Source organism: Bdellovibrio sp. NC01, assembly GCF_006874625.1.
Taxonomy (GTDB): Bacteria; Bdellovibrionota; Bdellovibrionia; order Bdellovibrionales; family Bdellovibrionaceae; genus Bdellovibrio.
On sequence record NZ_CP030034.1, the window covers coordinates 2304414 to 2322150 of the forward strand.

General features: G+C 45.6%; 14 protein-coding genes. 9 read left to right on the top strand and 5 right to left on the bottom strand.

Annotation, left to right across the window (positions count from 1 at the left end; translation table 11 throughout):
- Positions 1-67: 67 nt before the first annotated feature.
- Both tgt and queA read right to left on the bottom strand, forming a co-directional pair.
- A complete protein-coding gene (gene tgt / locus DOE51_RS11070; RefSeq protein WP_246845043.1) occupies positions 68-1222 on the bottom strand; it encodes a tRNA guanosine(34) transglycosylase Tgt in 1155 nt (384 codons plus the stop codon).
- A 2-nt stretch (positions 1223-1224) separates the two neighbouring features.
- Entirely contained in the window at positions 1225-2247 is a 1023-nt protein-coding gene (gene queA, locus DOE51_RS11075; protein ID WP_142696625.1) for a tRNA preQ1(34) S-adenosylmethionine ribosyltransferase-isomerase QueA, read from the bottom strand.
- A 222-nt stretch (positions 2248-2469) separates the two neighbouring features.
- Between queA and DOE51_RS11080 the strand changes: the two genes are divergently transcribed.
- From DOE51_RS11080 to DOE51_RS11100, 5 genes are all read left to right on the top strand, one after another.
- Positions 2470-3801 (top strand): TolC family protein, encoded by a 1332-nt coding sequence (locus tag DOE51_RS11080; protein ID WP_210415522.1) that lies wholly within the window; start codon positions 2470-2472, stop codon positions 3799-3801.
- Positions 3798-4577 (top strand): HlyD family secretion protein, encoded by a 780-nt coding sequence (locus tag DOE51_RS11085; RefSeq protein ID WP_142696628.1) that lies wholly within the window; start codon positions 3798-3800, stop codon positions 4575-4577. Before DOE51_RS11080 ends, DOE51_RS11085 begins: the two co-directional genes overlap by 4 nt.
- A gap of 9 nt (positions 4578-4586) precedes the next feature.
- Positions 4587-5738, top strand: a complete 1152-nt coding sequence (locus tag DOE51_RS11090) for an ABC transporter permease (protein ID WP_142696629.1) — start codon at positions 4587-4589, stop codon at positions 5736-5738.
- The gene (locus DOE51_RS11095) at positions 5735-6898 is read left to right on the top strand and encodes an ABC transporter permease (protein WP_168196432.1); all 1164 of its coding nucleotides are present in this window, start codon (positions 5735-5737) and stop codon (positions 6896-6898) included. Before DOE51_RS11090 ends, DOE51_RS11095 begins: the two co-directional genes overlap by 4 nt.
- Before the next feature lie 179 nt (positions 6899-7077).
- Complete coding sequence (locus DOE51_RS11100; RefSeq protein ID WP_142696631.1) at positions 7078-7584, top strand: pyridoxamine 5'-phosphate oxidase family protein; 507 nt, start codon at positions 7078-7080, stop codon at positions 7582-7584.
- On the opposite strand, the gene tsaA is transcribed toward DOE51_RS11100, so the two are convergent.
- The 3 genes from tsaA to DOE51_RS11115 all read right to left on the bottom strand — a co-directional run bounded on the left by tsaA (position 7581) and on the right by DOE51_RS11115 (position 12160).
- Positions 7581-8318 carry a tRNA (N6-threonylcarbamoyladenosine(37)-N6)-methyltransferase TrmO gene (gene tsaA, locus DOE51_RS11105; protein WP_142696632.1) on the bottom strand — a complete coding sequence of 246 codons (738 nt, stop codon included), beginning with the start codon at positions 8316-8318 and terminating at the stop codon, positions 7581-7583. The two genes, DOE51_RS11100 and tsaA, sit on opposite strands and share 4 nt — an antisense overlap.
- Positions 8319-8334: 16 nt before the next feature.
- Entirely contained in the window at positions 8335-11508 is a 3174-nt protein-coding gene (ileS, locus tag DOE51_RS11110; protein WP_142696633.1) for an isoleucine--tRNA ligase, read from the bottom strand.
- Between the two features lie 94 nt (positions 11509-11602).
- Entirely contained in the window at positions 11603-12160 is a 558-nt protein-coding gene (locus tag DOE51_RS11115) for a DsbA family protein (RefSeq protein WP_142696634.1), read from the bottom strand.
- A 115-nt stretch (positions 12161-12275) separates the two neighbouring features.
- On the opposite strand from DOE51_RS11115, the gene DOE51_RS11120 reads away from it, so the two are divergent.
- The 4 genes from DOE51_RS11120 (at position 12276) to DOE51_RS11135 (ending at position 17458) form a co-directional block, all read left to right on the top strand.
- Positions 12276-14330, top strand: a complete 2055-nt coding sequence (locus tag DOE51_RS11120; protein ID WP_142696636.1) for a ferritin-like domain-containing protein — start codon at positions 12276-12278, stop codon at positions 14328-14330.
- Between the two features lie 44 nt (positions 14331-14374).
- Complete coding sequence (locus tag DOE51_RS11125) at positions 14375-14698, top strand: Hpt domain-containing protein (RefSeq protein WP_210415523.1); 324 nt, start codon at positions 14375-14377, stop codon at positions 14696-14698.
- Between the two features lie 316 nt (positions 14699-15014).
- Positions 15015-16910, top strand: coding sequence for a hypothetical protein (locus DOE51_RS11130; RefSeq protein ID WP_142696638.1), 1896 nt, complete (start codon positions 15015-15017; stop codon positions 16908-16910).
- 95 nt (positions 16911-17005) lie between these two features.
- Positions 17006-17458 (top strand): hypothetical protein, encoded by a 453-nt coding sequence (locus tag DOE51_RS11135; protein ID WP_142696639.1) that lies wholly within the window; start codon positions 17006-17008, stop codon positions 17456-17458.
- Positions 17459-17737 lie beyond the last annotated feature (279 nt).

Genomic DNA, 17737 nt, shown 5'->3' on the forward strand with positions numbered 1-17737 from the left:
CCGGCACAGCCAGCAAAGGTAACGCTAAAATTCAGCATTATTCCATCGGAGAATCAATACTTTAACTCTATTTATCCTTCTTTACGAAACGCGTTAAGCAGTCATCGCGGTACTGCGCCCAACGACCTTCTGCGATAGCTTCACGCGCTTTTTCCATGAGTTTCATGTAGAAATGGATGTTGTGGATTGTGTTCAAACGCGAGCCTAAAATTTCACCACTCAAGAATAGATGTCTCAAGTACGCTCTAGAGTAATTCGTGCACGTATAGCAGTCACATTCTGGATCAAGTGGAGATGGATCTTCTTTGTATTCAGAACGTTTGATGCTGACTTTACCCTGCCATGTATAGATCGTTCCGTTACGTGCTACACGAGTAGGCATGACGCAATCGAACATATCGATGCCCGCGTCGATTGCAATAATTAAATCTGTTGGCGTGCCCACGCCCATCAAATAGCGCGGCTTATTTTCAGGCATTTTTGGCGCGACATGCGGAAGCAACTCATGCATCAAGTGAATCGGCTCACCAACACTGAAGCCACCCAAAGCGTAACCTGGAAGGTCAACACTCGTTACTTGCTCCAAAGATTTCAAACGGTGCTTAAGGCTTAAGCCCCCTTGCACGATACCAAACAGCAAACTTTCTTTGCGAGTCATCGCCGCTTTAGAGCGAAGCAACCAACGATACGTCAGCGCCATAGATCTTTCGATGTCTTCATCCGTTGCGGGATACTGAAGGCATTCGTCGAAAGCCATAATGATGTCAGAGCCAAGATCCATTTGGATCTCCATGCTCTTTTCAGGAGAGATAAAATATTTTGCGCCATCCAAGTGCGAACGGAATTCCACACCCTCTTCGCTCATGTTGCGAAGTTGTGACAATGAGAACACTTGGAAGCCACCAGAGTCTGTCAGGATCGGACCGTTCCAGTTCATGAATTTATGAAGACCGCCCATTTTTGCGATTGTTTTTTCGCCAGGACGAAGATGCAAGTGATACGTGTTACCCAAAACAACTTGCGTGCCGCACTCTTTTAATTCTTCCGGAGTCATCGCTTTAACAGTGGCTTTTGTTCCAACTGCCATGAACACCGGTGTTTGCACTGGACCGTGAGCTGTCATCAAAGTCGCGCGACGAGCATTGCCCTCGGTTTTATGAACTTTGAATTCGCCTAAAGACATTTGCGGTGTTTCTGTTGTCATGTTTTTTCCGTCCAACATATTTACTCCGAGCGTGCGATCCATACAGAAAGATCGCCGTAAGAAAAGAGTCGGAACTTTCTCTCAATAGCCCAGTGATAGCAAGCTTTTACTGTCTCGAGGGAAGAAAATCCAGCCACCAAAGCAAGCAGTGTCGATTGCGGTTGATGGAAGTTTGTTAGCAGGCGATCAACGATCTTAAATTTGTAGCCAGGTTGAATTAAAAGCTTCGTGAAGCCACGATAGCCTTCCTCAGGCGATCCTTGCAGCAAACCACCTGCGGCACTTTCCACAGAGCGTGTTGACGTCGTTCCCAGGGACCAAATGTGAGCCCCCTGTTCTTTGGCGCTCAAAATGCTTTTCCAGCTTTGCGAGGAGATCTCAACATACTCTTCATGCATATCATGATCGTTCAGATCTTCGGCGGTCACCGGCAAGAACGTTCCCAAGCCCACGTGCAAAGTGACTTCGACAATGTTCACACCTTTGGCTTTGAGTGCCTGAATATCCTGAGCGCTAAAGTGCAAACTTGCTGTGGGCGCAGCAAAGCTGCCCGGTGTTTTCGCCCACGCCGTTTGATACCACGATTCATCAGCATCAACAGTGTGGCGTTCATTACGCGCTTTTTGAATGTACGGAGGCAACGGCAATTCTGCCACTTTTTGAAAATAGTCTTCGCTGACTTCTTCACTTAAGCGCACCACTTGCGGGCGGCCCTTTTGTTGGAGTGTCATCGCAACACCCAATGGCAGCTCTAGGGACTCCCCGATTTTATATTTCTTGGATGGGAACAAAACTTCCCAATCCGTCGCTGAAATTTGTTTGAGGAAAAGAATCTCAACATCACCTGAAAACACACGGCGTTTTAAAACTTGCGTATTATTCAAAACCAAAACGTCTTGGGGTTGAATCTTAGAAAGCAAATCCTGAAGAGAAATTTCTGAAGGCTGACCCGCTTCATTCACCCACATTACGCGCGAAGGACGCACCGGTGAAGTGGCAATAAGTTCTTCGGGAAACTGGAAGTCGAGATCCGTGATTTTCATAGGAGCTTTTGTAGTGCAAAGCCCCAATTCGGGCAACAGCTTTTCCTGCCTTTCAACACTTCAAAACGAATTTATATGTCCCTTAACCTAGTAAACAGTCTTCGCTTGAGCGAGCTTTGCTAGACTTGATAAAAATTGCTCATGCAAATTGCAGGAACTCTTTTATTTATTCTTATAGCCTGTCCCGCTCTTGCCGCTCAAAATTTAAGCCTGAGTCAGGCCATGGAAAAAACCTTGCGCGATAATCGTGAAATTAAAGCCTCGGACTCTGCCGTTGCAGCGGCTAAGGCCGATCGCGATGGAGCTTTCGCGAAATATCTTCCCAGCGTCAGCGTGACGGCGGCCTATACTCATCTGAACGATGATATTGAAATTGATTTACATGATCTGCGTTCGGCCATGATTGCGTCATCTGCGGCTTCGGCAACCGCAGCTTCGGGCAATCCCGCCGTTGGGAATGCAGTCGCAAACCAATTGAATGCGGCTTTGCCTAACTTTGTTTTGCCAATTCAAAAACAGGATTTCACTTTTGCGACGGTCAACCTGATGCAACCGCTTTTTACTGGTGGAAAAATCACCGCTAACAAACGTGCGAAGGAAGAACTTTATAACAACTCGCAAACAGAAAGCACGGACACTCAAGGGCGTATTTTGGTGGAGCTGGTGCAACAGTATTTTACTGTGCAACTGGCAAGCAAAGTTCGCGAAGTGCGCAATGATTCACTGACCACGTTTAAAGAGCATCAGCGGATTGCCGCGGCTCTGGTCAAACAAGGCCAACTTTCACGCGCGCAAAAAATGAAAGTGGATGTTGCGGTGGCTGATGCTGAAAGTGCATTGTCCAAATCTATTCGCGATGAAAACTTGGCCAAAAAGGTCTTAGCGAACACACTCGAGTTGTCTGATACCGATTTCAATTTAACCACGCCGCTTTCATTAAAGCCGCTAAAGCCCATGGAAAGCTATTCCAGCACTGCGGGCAATGAAAACTTCAGTTTAAAACAAATTCATCACAAGCGCTCACTGTTAGAGGCGAAACAAACGGCAGCCCGATCTGAGTTTTATCCGACCTTGGCCTTAATCGGCAGTTACGAGTTTTACGAAAAAGATCTGACAGAGCTCGCACCGAAATGGTTTGTTGGCGTCGCTCTTAAAATGAATATCTTTAACGGTGGCGGCGACAAAAGTGATTTGAATGTTATCAGCCAACAAAAAGTGTATTTGGATTATTTCGAAGGCCACGCAAATACTTTAGTAAACATCGGCGTTGAAAAATATTATTCAGAAATTCTGAACGCCAAAGAACAATACGACACTCTTCAAAAAACCAAAAGTCTAGCTGAAGAAAGTCTGCGTTTAAATAATTCAGCCTTTAAGAATGGCTTTTCAAAAAGCACGGACGTCATCGATTCCGAACTCGCTTTACTTTCCGTTCGTCTGAATGAGCTGAAAGTTCTTTACGACTACAACAGCAACTACGTTCAACTCTTAAAATTCAGCGGTCAAAAAGATGAAATCGTTGCCATCTATAAAGCTGAGGAGAAAACGCCATGAAATTTCTCTGTCTGACATTGTGTTTAAGTCTTTGTGCATGTACCGAAAAACAAGATTACTTTTATGGCGAGGTCGCAGCCACTGAGGTCGATGTCGGTGTGAAAATCCCTGGACGTATTAAAGATATTCAAGTCAGCGAAGGCCAAGCGGTCAGTAAAGATTTTGTCATGGGTTTTTTGGAAAGTCCCGAAGTGGCAGCGAAAATGATGTCCGCCAAAGCCGGCAAAGGTGCCGCACGCGATCAGTTGAAACTGGCGCGCACCACTTATGAACGCGTTGAAAAACTTTATGAAGAAGGGGCCGTCACCAGACAACAGCGTGACGAAGCACGCTTTAAATATGAAGCGTCCCGCGCACAGTTGTCAGCATCAGAAGGAGTTGTCGGAGAAGTCACAGCCGCCGCTGATGAAACCCAAATTAAATCGCCTATCGAAGGCGAGGTTTTACAAATCGTTTCTAACGTTGGTGAACTTATTTCCCCAGGTTATCCCGTGATCACGGTCGTCAATCTGAAAGACCAATGGGTTGTGTTTAACGTTCGCGAAGATCGCCTGAAAGATTTTAAAAAAGATCAAACCGTGAAAGTTAAAATTCCCGCACTCGATAAAGAGTATTCCATGAAGATCACCTATATTTCCGCCTTGGGAGCTTTCGCCAAATGGAAGTCAACAAACGAGCAAGGACGTTTTGATTTAAAAACATTCGAACTTCGCGCACGTCCCTCTGAAAGCATTGAAGGTTTACGTCCGGGAATGACTGCTCTAGTTTCTTTATAGGAGTCTTCTGTGAAAGATTTGGCCACGGTCTGGAAATTAGAATGGCTGCGTCTGACTTCAAATCGCGGTCTGCTTTTTCTGGTGGTGGCGTGGCCCCTGCTTTATGCATTTTTTTTTGGCGGAATCTTTTTAGATCGTGTTGTCAATCACATGCCCACGGCCATCGTCGATCTGGATAACAGTGCGCTGTCTCACACCTACTTGCGTTTTTTGGAAAGCAATCGATCCTTTCGTTTGGATCAGTCGTATAGCAGTCCTGAAGAACTTAAGAATGACTTTTTAAGTGGCAAATGGGCCGTCGCCGTGATCATTCCCAAAGATTTTCAAAGAAATATAAAACGGGGTCATCGCGTGCAGATCACGGCGTGGATCAACGCCACCAATCTGATTGTCGCCAACCTTGCCGCTTCAGAGCTTGCGACTCTGACTGGAACTGTTGCGGGTGGCGTGCAGTTAAAAGTCTTGCGCAAAGGCGGACTGTCGCTCGTTCGCGCGATGAATATGATTCAACCTATTCCGCTCGAAATGGCGCGTCTTTATAATCCGGGACTTAACTATTTAAATTACCTGACCCCGGGTATTTGGGCCGCGATCTTACATCAAGTTTTAATTTTATTGGGCGCTTTATGTTTTGTGCCTCATCAACAGCGTCAGGAAATCCCAGCACTCTTAGCGCAGGTTAAAAGTTCCAATTCCTTTTTTTGGGGAAAATGGACTTTTTATTTTGCTGTAGGTCTTATCAGTTTTGAACTTTTCTTTCGGGTTGTCTTCCCCCTCTTTAATGTGGGACTTCATGCTCCCGTTTATCAGCTCTTAATATTTTCAAGCCTCCTGACCGCAACCGCTCTGTCACTGGGTTGTTTGATCTCGCTTGCTTCTTCGCGCACGGTGGGTGCGATGAAAGGGGTCTTACTTTTAGCGTCCCCCGCATTTATTTTATCAGGATATACTTTTCCAATTAAAGAGATGCCCGCCGTTTACGAATATATCACCGCGATATTCCCTCTGACGCCGTTCATTTCCGGTTATCGCAAAATCTATCAAGAAGGCGCCACTTTACACGAGGTCACTCCAGAGATGCTTCATCTTGCCCTATTGCTGGTCGTATATTTAGGCCTGGCCTTGTTATTCTATCGCAAGAAATGGAGAGCGCCGTCATGAAATACTTTTTTAAAATTTTCCTCTCAGAGCTGCAAAAAGTATTTCGGAATCACGACATTCTGCTCATGGTTCTTGGTGCGCCAATTTTGTATGGTGTGGTTTTAAGTTTTGCCTACACTCAAGGGCGCGTTGAAAATGTTCCCGTGGCTGTGGTTGCTCAAGATTCATCTGCATTCACACAAAATCTTCTTCGTCAGATCGATGCAACCGAAGAGGTGGCATTGACCGACTCGTTTACAACAATTCCCGAGGCTACTCACGCTATAAAAAATGGTGACAACGTCGCCTTGCTTTACGTGCCAAAAAACTTCACCAAAAGACGTCTGCGCCTGCAAGCAAGTCCCCTATATCTTGCGACTAATACTTCCAACTTCGCACTTTCAAATCCCGCCATGGTGGGAACGGCAACCGTCACTCAAACTTTTGGAGCTGGGACCTTAATGGCCCTTATGCGCAAAACCGGGCAAACCAAAGAAAAAGCTTTCAACCTTGCAAGTCCGATCGCTTTAGATACCCGGCAGATTTTTAATCCTCTTCTGAATTACAGCTTCTTTTTTGTCCCAGGACTTATTTACGCCATTCTTCAACAAATCATTCTTGTGGGACTTTGTTTTAGCCTGACTGAAGAAAAAGATCGTCGGGTCTGGCAACCGCCGCAATCTTTTGGCATGGTTGCGCCGTATATTGTGGGTCGCTGTCTGCCCTATGCGCTGATCAATCTTTTATTCTCGCTCGCCTATATCTATATTTTACTGCCGTGGATTCATTTAAATGTCTCGTATACGCAGTTGGGCCTTATCACGGTTTTTGGTTTTGCATTTGTGTTTGCAAGCTCTGCCATGGCATTTCTGTTTGGACTTTTATTTAAAGATTCCGTCACGGCGATTGTGGCTTTGATGTTTTACTCGATGCCGGCATTTTTAATTTCAGGAATGTCTTGGCCTTCATTTAATCTGAGCTTACCACTTAAGATTTTAAGCTGGTTCACTCCTATCACACATTTTGGTGAAGCCATTCGTCGTATTCTGCTAGAGCCTGAAGTTGGTTTTCAGCACGTGCTGACTTCATTTTTGAATACGCTGTTATTTGCGATTGTCGTTGTGGGAGTTTGTATTTGGATTTTAGTTCGGAACAAAGCAGATCAAACGAAATTAACGTAAGCGGCAACGAATACCAAAAGAACGATGAATGGAATGTGCAGTTTCATTGAACTCATAAAAACCCCTCTGATAAATGCTAATAAGAATACGGCTGTTTTCAAGATCACTATCAGCGGACTGCCAAAGGACAAGTTGGCTGCGATTCGTTCGAGCGTTAACCTAACTGGATAGGAGGCTGCATGGACAACAAATCACAACATAGCTCTGATCCCGAAATTCGAAAATTAGGTGAACTGATCAAAGACGTGAAAGTGGCAATGCTCACAACAAAGTGCGCGGATAATACGCTCCACTGCTCTCCATTGATGACTCAACAAGTGGATTTTGACGGCGACTTGTGGTTCATCATCGCGAAAGATTCGCACAAAGTGAAAGACATCAGCGGCGACGATCATGTGAATTTATCTTATTCAAATGCGCACGGCACTTATGTGTCCGTCACAGGCACCGCTGAGCTAGTTGATGATAAAGAAAAAGTTCATCAACTGTGGAGCAAGTTCTATCAAGCCTACTTCCCCCAAGGCGAACTTGACCCGAACATTCAATTATTGCGTATCAACGTCGACAAAGCAGAATATTGGGACTCACCTTCAAATCCGATCGCGAAAATTTTAGAGTTCACGCGTCTCGCAACAGGCAAGCCTACAAAAATGGGCGAACACGGTACGTTGAATTTAAATCATTAAAGAATGGCGTAGACGTAGAAATGGCCTTCGCGGATTTCGTATTTGACGTCGTTGCCTAGCATATCGAAGCCATAGCGTGTGCCCCATTGAGCTGGATCTGTTGATGGGGCTTGGCGTTTTTTGAAGGCTGGGCGTGGATCGAGTTCTAGCACTTCGATGATCAAGGCTTTGAGGTTTTGTTCGCCGTTGGGATCGCGTTTTGCGATCTCTGCTAAAGCTTCATCGCTGAACTGCACAGGAATGCGCGTGATCGCGTCTGATGCCCACCCTGGATTAGCATCGGGAATTGAATCAGCGTACGGGATATAAGGCTTTAAATCCAAAACCGGAGTGCCATCTAAAAGATCCACACCTGCGACGTGAATTTCAACACCACCTTTTGCTTCCCAATCGACCTTTTCCAAGATGACCGCAGACATTCCGATCGGATTCGGGCGGTGCGGTGAACGCGAAGCTAGAACTCCAACCTTGCGATTCCCACCCAATCTTGGAGGACGAATGCTCGGCTTCCAGTTCTTACCACCGTGTTCATGAAAAACAAAAACGATCCACAGATGGGAAAACTCCTCTAAAGATCTTAGGGCGGTTTTCAAATCGGGATCGTCTTGCATTTTGATGACACCCTTCGCTTGTGAAACAAGTCCCGGCTGTCTAGGAATTCCAAATTTATCTTTAAACGGAGTCTGCACATGACCGATAGCTGCAAATTCAAAAACTTCTCCATGCTTCTTCATTGCAGCCTCTGTCGAACTATCTAGGTAACGCCGTCACGCCGATTTTAAGCACCTTGCCGTCGATATCAGAAGTTTCAGTGTGTTTACCTGAAGGCTCTGTATTCATCGCCATGATGTTCAACGTGTGAGTCAACGTTTCGCTAGTAACCATGTCCTTGTGCGCTTCAAGAGCCTCGAGCAAAGCACCATCACACGCGATGTTCAAAGTGATCTTGTCGTCCAATTTAAAGTCAGCCGATTTACGTGCCGCTTGGATCTTACGCATGATCTCGCGAGCCAAACCTTCACGTTCTTGCTCTGGAGTCACTGTTGGATCGACTTCGATAGATACAACCTGATGAACTGACAAGTTCGCGTTGTCACCTTTTGGCGCGCGACGAATTTCTACGTCGGCCAATTGGATCTCTTCACCTTCAACAGTGATTGCTTCACCTTTTTCAAGTTTCAAGATCTCGTTCAATGAAAGTTTTTGGATGCCCGCACCCACCGCTTTCATTTTAGGTCCCAGACGTTTACCAAGAACCGGGAAGTTTGCTTTCGCAGTCACTTGTACGAACTGATCTTCGTTCGGATTGTATTCCACTTTGCGGAAGTTCAATTCATCGATGAACAAATGCTCGAACTTTTTCAAAGTCTCAAGAAGCTCTGCACTTCTGTGGATGATTTTGATTTCGTTCAACGGGATTTTCGCTTTCACGCCGATTTTTTCACGGTGATTACGTCCCAATGTTACAAGTGTATCCATGGCTTTCACAGCTTCTTCCAATTCAGGACGAAGCATAGACAAATCAGCTTCTGGGAAAGTTTCCAAGTGCACTGATTCTTTTTTGCCCGGCAATACTTGCGACAAGTTTTTATAAGTTACTTCAGACATGAACGGAGCAAAAGGTGCCATTAAACGTGACAACGTCACAAGCACTTCATGCAAAGTCTCGTAAGCGTAACGTTTTGTTTCAGGCATGCCTTCTTGCCAGAACAAGCTTCTGTTGAAACGGATGTACGTGTTCGTCAGGTCTTCAATAAATTGAAGCAAGTGCGGAACAACGTTGTACAAGCGATAAGCGTCCATCTCTTGACGAGTGTTTGCAATCAAACCATTCAAACGAGAAAGAACCCATTGGTCCAAGATGTTTGGAGATTTTTTCGCATCGCCTTTTGGAACAAAATTATCGATGTTCGCGTAATTCGCAAAGAACGAATACGAGTTCCACCATCTTAACAAGATCTTACGAACGATATCGTAAACGCCTTTTTCAGAGAATTTCAATTCCTGCGCTTTAACGACTGGAGAGTCGATCAAATACAGGCGCAAAGCATCGGCACCGTGTTGATTCAAAACTTCCATTGGATCTGGATAGTTTTTCAAAGACTTCGACATCTTGCGACCGTCTTCAGCAAGCACTAAACCATTCACAACCACGTTTTTGAACGGAGCTTGATTGAATAATGCCGTACCGATGATCGACAACGTGTAGAACCAACCGCGCGTTTGATCCAAACCTTCCGCGATGAAATCTGCTGGGAAAGCTTTTTTAAATTCTTCCACTGAAGTTTCAGGATAACCCCACTGTGCGTAAGGCATTGAGCCTGATTCAAACCAGCAGTCCAAAACGCCATCCACACGCTTCAATGGTGATTTACCAGTTGGCGATGGGATTGTGATTTTATCAACGAATTGAATATGCAAATCGTCGACTTTTTGACCCGACAATTTTTCAAGCTCTGCACGAGAGCCCACACAGATCACTTCGCCTTCAGCATTTCTCCAAAGTGGAAGCGGAGTCCCCCAGAAACGGTTACGAGAGATCGCCCAATCACGAGCGCCTTCCAACCAGTTACCGAAACGACCATCACGAAGATGATCTGGAACCCATGTCGTGTTTTTATTGTTGGCGATCAATTCTTCTTTGATTTTTTCAACCGCAACAAACCATGAAGACACCGCACGATAAATGAGCGGAGTATCTGAACGATAACAGAATGGGTAACTATGTTGAATTGTATCTTGTTTGAACAAGTTACCGCGTTTTTTCAAATCAGCGATGATGTCTTTATCGGCATCCTTCACACGCTTACCCGCGTAGTCAGGAACTTCTGAAGTGAACATACCATCGTCATCAACAGGGTTCACAAGTGGAATGCCCGCTTTTGAACACGCGTAGTAGTCTTCCTCACCGAATGCAGGCGCCATGTGAACAACACCTGTACCGCTGTCAGTCGTTACGTGATCAGAAGAAATAATTCTGAAGGCGCCTTTGTCGGCGCGATCTGCGAAGTACGAGAACAGCGGCTCATACGTCATGCCGACCAAGTCTTTACCCTTCATCATTTGCAAAACTTCAACTTCTTCATCTGGTTTCTTAAACACAGACGGAAGCAACGCTTGGCCCAAGATCAATTTGCGACCTGTCGCTTTTTCTTGAACTTTCACGTAGTCGATATCCAAACCAACAGCCAAAGCTAAGTTCGATGGCAATGTCCAAGGAGTCGTCGTCCAAGCCATCACCGCTGTATCAGGTTGGTTTACCAACTTGAACATCACAGTGATCGCAGGGTCTTGCACCATTTTATAGTTTTGATTCGCTTCGAAATTTGAAAGCGAAGTCGAAATCCCTACAGAGTACGGAACAACTTTATAACCTTCATAGATCAGGCCTTTTTCAAAAAGTTGTTGGAACACCCACCACACGCTTTGCATGAAAGAAACGTCCATTGTGAAGTATGGATTTTCCATATCCACCCAACGACCTACTCTGCGGACTGTTGTTTTCCACTCTTCGGAATAACGTTTCACGATAGACTTACAAGCGTCGTTGTAATTTTCGACACCCATTTTGAAAACGTCTTTGCGTGATTCGATTTTATGAGTCTTGTTGATTTCGTACTCAACCGGAAGACCGTGACAGTCCCAACCGAAACGACGAGGCACTGTGTAGCCCTTCATTGTCCAGTAACGAGGAACAACGTCTTTCAAAACACCCGCAAGCAAGTGACCATAGTGAGGCAAGCCCGTTGCGAACGGAGGGCCGTCGTAAAAGCTGTAAGTTTTTTTGCCAGCAGGATCGAGAGTCTGTTTAAAAATCTGCGCTTGATCCCAGAAGTTAAGAATTTGTTCTTCTTGTTTTGAAAGTTGAACATCTGGTTTTACTGCTGAATATGGAGTCGAACTTGTGCTGTTTGCGTTTGTCATAGGTCCTTAATAACTATCAGGTTTTCCCAACTCGTGCACCATTTAGATGAAAGCAAATTTGGAAAAATCCTGACAGTCCAGACCGAGCGCTGCGTTAATACGGCTTTTCCTCTGAAATTCCCGGCCCAAGAACCCCTTCAATATAGCGTTTGAGCTCTGAGAACTTGTACGGTCCCGTATATTTTACGCCGTTGATGTAAAAAGCAGGAGTTCCATCGACCCCACTTTTTTCACCGGACTGATAATCCTCTTTCACGTGGGCCAGCAACCCTTCGTTGCTGATGTCGCGTTGAAATTTGCGAACATCCAACTTCAAAGCGTTCGCATAAGCGATCAGGTCTTCGGGCTCTAAAGCTGATTGGTTTTCATAAAGCATGTCGTGCATTTCCCAAAACTTACCCTGAAGTCCAGCTGCCTCCGCAGCCAGTGCTGCCGTCACGGCATAGCGATGCGAATGCACGAGCGGAAAATTTCTGAACACGAAACGCAGTTTATCACCGAAATGATTCTGCAAAGTTTTAATCATCGGATATGCGGCTCCACAAAATGGACATTGATAATCGCCATACTCGACAAGTGTGATAGCGGCGTTCTTATTTCCTTGAATATGATCCGAGTCAGTCACCGCACGACTGAGATTTCTTGCACCCATATTTTTTCTCCTGCCACTGTTATGATAAGGGACGCGGCTTCAACTTGCCTATTTGCTTTATCGCATATTGAACATCCCCACAGCATCTCGGAAAATTTCGACAGAGGGATTTCATATGGCGAGTTCTAGTATTGTGATTGAATCGCGAGTCCAACTTTTCTCGACTTTGGCAGAAGCGGCCGAACTTGAGCACAACTTCATGTGCTTATACTTGTATGCCATGTTGGGATTAAAACGCTCAGAAGACGAAGGCCTGACCAAAGAAGAACTCGCCGCTGTCGATCGTTGGCGCCGGGTGATTTTGGGAATTGCCCTGGAAGAAATGACTCATCTTTCGCTGGTATCGAATCTTTTTGTGTCGATGGGCTCAACTCCCCATTTTTCGCGCCCTAACTTTCCCGCTTATCCCGGGATGTATCCCGCAAACATCGTGGTCGAGCTTGCACGCTTTGACATGAGTACACTGGATCATTTTATTTTTTTAGAACGCCCGCGATCACTAGAAGTGCACGATGGCGAAACCTTCGTTCCAAACAAACAGTATAGCCGCCAAGCTCCCCAACACACTTTGATGGCGCACACTGGAGATTACGATACTGTCGGTGATTTGTACGACACTTTACATGAATGCATTTCTCAGCTGTGCGAAAAACTAGGTGAGCAGCAATTGTTCTGTGGAAATCCTGCACAGCAAATCGGTCCATTGGATTCGCCGTTGCCAGGACTGCTCATCATTAAAGACAAAGCCACAGCCTTTCAAGCTTTAGACACAATCATCAGACAAGGCGAAGGAGCGACGGAAGAAGCGGGCTCTCACTTTGCGCGCTTTAATGCAATCAAAACTGAATATGCGGAATTACTGGCGAAGAATCCCAATTTTGAACCATCACGTCCCGTGGCTCGCAATCCGATCATGCGTAAACCGGTTGAGCTTGGCAATCGTGTGTTTGTTGATGAACCGTTGGCTGCGCAATTCATGGATGTCGCAAACGCGCTTTACATTTTCATGTTAAAAACTTTGATCCAAATTTATGCCATCGAAAATCGCAGCAACGTCGAGAAAAAAGAAATGCTGGGTATTGCCTATGCCCTTATGCACGCGATGGCGACTGTGGGGGAACTACTCACACACCTGCCGGCCTCACCAAACAACAACTGCAATGCCGGGATGAGTTTTGCTATGGCTAGATCCTTATCACCACTGTCACCCAGTGGCGAGATGGTGATTATGAACGAACGCATTGATCAAATTAAAGACGCCATCACACGACTGAGCGAAGAATTAAAACGCCAGAAAGCCAACAACCCGCACATTCAAGCATGCCTCGATCAGCTTGAAAGCACACAAGGTCAAATCAAAGAAATCTATCAACGCGCGCAAAAAATTTCTGGAACGAATGACGACAAAGCTCTTCAAAAAACTGGAACCAGCAATGCCACGTCTTTAGCTGCGGTCGCGGAGTCTAGCAAAGCAAATCCCATCGAGATCGCAGACTCGCCAGCAATTGCCGTTTCTTTTGAAGGCAAAAAATGTATGCACGCGCGCCATTGTGTCACACAATTACCCGGAGTCTTTTTAGCGAACACTCCCGGAAAATGGATTTTGCCTGAAAAAGCCAATGCCGACGAATTGGCTTCAGTCATTCGCCAATGTCCGTCAGGAGCTTTGAAATACAAAAGTAAATCAAAAGATCTGCATGATGAAACTGCACCTGCGGTCAATGTTTTGCGTTTACGTGAAAACGGACCTTACGCCGTTCTTGGTGATATGGAGATCGATGGCAAAAAAATCGGTTATCGCGCAACACTCTGTCGTTGTGGTCAATCACAAAACAAACCCTTCTGTGATGCCGCCCACGTTGCTTGTAACTTCAAAGCTAGCGGCGAGCCCGAAACAGTCGATGCCACTGAATTACAGAATCGTGGTGGTGTCTTAAAACTCGATCGTATCACCGATGGTCCCCTTTCTGTTTCGGGAAACCTTGAATTATGCACTGGCACCGGACGCGTGGTTCTGCGCACTGAAAGCGCCCGCCTGTGTCGTTGCGGAAATTCAAAGTCAAAACCCTTGTGCGACAGTTCTCACTTGGCCGCTGGCTTTAAAGACACGGTCCGTATCAATGAACCTCCCCCACCATTGCCACCTCATCCCGGAAGTGCGAGTTTGTGATGCATGATCCAGAACTGTTAGTCACAGTCGAAGATCTTCTGCGATTGCGCGAACTCGATGGCGGAGAGATGGAACTTATGAAATCCGTCAGCGACTATTTTTTCAAAACGATCTTTCAGGATTTTGAAAGAATACAAAAACTTAACGAACAAGAAAAACTTTTTGAGGCGCAAGAAGAAGCACATCGCTTGCGCGCCTCTTGTCTAAGCTTAGGGCTTCGTCCACTAGGGGAATTATTTGGAGCGATAGAAAAAAACTTCGTACTGTGGGATGAACACGGCCGGCGTGAACACCTGGTCCGCATTGAGTTTTGCTTGAATCAAAGCACCAAAGAATTAAGCAAAGTTTTAGAAAGTTTGCTTGGATAGCACGCCCAACACTCATGCCCGAGATTCTTAATTCCCGTCTAAGAATTAGATTTAAACGTGTTTAATTTTATTAAATAGCGCTCACACAATTTTGCGTTCCATGACTGCTTAGACACTCATCCACTTGTAAGGTCTTAGCATTTCGAACAATTGCACTACCGTTCCAGATTTCTTGATCTCATTCTGATACAAACGACACTTATGCCCTGTTGTTAAAATTCCGACAAGTATTCATAAGAGGACCATGATGCTTCGGAATTTACTGAACGTAATCGCACTATTTTCGAGTTTGTTTCTAACAGCTTGCGCGCTGGACGTGAGTTTATTCAGTTCAAGCGCCAAACTTCCTTCCTCAACGCAAGTTACTTCGGGACCCGCGACATATATTCCAACGGGGAACTACACTCTTTCTCTGGCTAAGACGCTTGGTAAAAACAAATGGGTCGGCGCTTGGGCGCAAGGTACTGGTAACGGAAAAGGTTTTGTTGATAATGCAAAGAACTTCACCATGATTGGCGATGGCGGCATCATCACTTTCGACGCCACCGGCGCAACTCTTAATACAATTCCGATCGACTTCAACACTTATCGTCGCTGGGTTGCGGGCCCTAATCCATTTTTTAAAACTCCGAGTGGTGATTATTATATCGGTAGTTCCATCGACTGGAGCCAACCCGTTCCAAATGGAATTCTGAAAGTAACTGCCGCTGGCGCGATTTCGCAATTGCCACTGACTGCGGGTCATCAACTTGAAAACGGCGTTTGGGATTTAAAGCCCGTTAAATTCGCTGATAACAGCGACGGCATGATGTCGGCCAATTTTAACACCGGGGCCACAGTCTATGGCTCCGTCGATCCGACAACGATTGACCTTTATGATCTGAATGGCAATTACATCCGATCTATTGGTGCAGCCCAAAACACAACACTCAAGATCTTTTCACAAAATCCAGTGACAAAAGATATCTGGGCTCTTTCCAATAATTATCCCAATTATATTTATCAATACCACATTGATGGCACACTCGTGCAAATTCACGACCTGACAGGTGGCGCCATCGAGTCCTTTATCGACGTGACCTTTGATGCTTCAGGAAAAATGTATGTCACTGGCTTGGGCGACCCGAATGACTATACCAATGGTGGCACCACTCGCGGCATTGCCATTTACGACGTTTCAAGTGGTACGCCGTCTTTGTTAAGTGCAATTCACTCGAACAGTTCACGCACTCTGCGCGTGACATATCTTGCGATATCACCCGACGGCCAAACATTTGTTGTCATGAACAATGCCTATCGTGCCACGGGTTTAGCCGAACGCTGGGAATATTCATCCGGAGCCTTTCAATATGTTACGAGTCTAGATTCTTCAGGCAGTGGCGTAAATGATTTTAACTCGAGCTCTGGTGTCGGTGTGATGGCCTTAGACAGCTCTGAAAATGTTTATATCGATGACAATGGCAATAAGCGTGTCAAAGTCTACACCAAAGATGGCACATACTTGCGCAGCTTTTCAGTCGACGATACAAACATCAACTATTGGGCCATCCATTCGCTGGCAGCCACTTCAACTGGTAAAATCGTTGCTAGCGGTTACAACTACGATCTTGGCAATACAACCCAAGTCACTATTATATTGAAAAAATATTCCACGACTGGCGTCTTAGAAGATACCAAATCGTTATTCATGCCTTCTGTTGCGATGATTCCGCAATTTATGGGTATCGATTCACAAGATCGCATCTGGTATGACGACGGCACCACTCTTTATGCAGTCACACTCGATGGCACACTTGATACGACGTTAAGTCGCAGCGATGCTTCATTCAATGTCACAGGTGGGGTCTTTGGCCCGCAGATCATTGGTACGAAAATTTATTATCTCGACATTGCTGATTATTCTCTGCACGTGCGCGATCTTGACGGAACTCACCAGGTTATTTCGTCGGCTGCACAAAATACCGCGGCAGGATTGATTCTTATTTACCCAGCTGGCGGTATTCAGCCGTTGCGCGATGGGAAATTGGCTTGTTTAGCTGTGACGACTTCAATGACGGGTCAGTATCTGGTGCTCGAACCAGATAACAATTATTCAATCGCTTCTAAAATCACGATCAATGATATCAATGCCTTTGGTTTGATGATTTGGACGTCGGCAGGATTATTCGTTCGCGCCACTTACGATCGTTTCTTGCTGTACTCTCTGCAGTAGAGGGTCCAGGATCTCTTGAGTATTAACACTAATAGGCGTTGCACTCGGTATTGTGATGAGTTTAAGATTTTATAGTTATCCATTGGAGGGACAACATGAAATTCTTAATCATCACGAGTGCATCTTTGTTAATTGGTAGCATGTCACAGGCCGCGAAACTTCACTGCGAAGGAACTTATTTCTTCTATAAGATCACAGCTGACACGACAACTTCTGGAAATCAGATCGCGAGCGATATCATCGTTAAGGTGAATGGCGGATCTAAATACACGGGCACAATGCAAGCGACTTCAAGTGACATCCAAGAAGGACGTTACATTCGCGCGATTGGCGAAGGTGCCGACGGCTCTGGCAAATTGAATGCGAACTTCAATGCGCGCACAAAAACTTATGATGGAACTTTAGATGCGGCGACGTCTGTTGGTAACGCCAATGTCGACGTGACTTGCACAATGACGAACAGTGCAAACCCTGCATTCGACATCACTCCTGAAGAGGCACGTGCTCAAGGACTTTACCCTGTTCAAAACAACGTAGAACTTTACTAGTTTTTCGTTTTCTGTATTTATCAAAAAAAATGGGGGAGCTCATCGCTCCCCCGGACTGTAGAGGGGAACCACCAAACCCTCTATCAATCACCAAACTAAATTATCTAAATTAAAATTCTAACGTTTATTGCGTGCTACAGCTTTTGCGGGTCTTCTCCCAATGGTGAGCCACAACGAGTACATCACAACACCAGAGTAGAAGAGGCAGAACATCGCTACGTCATGTAATTCAGTCATCGCTCACTCCCTTCCCTATCGTTAGCACTCCGACTTCGTCGG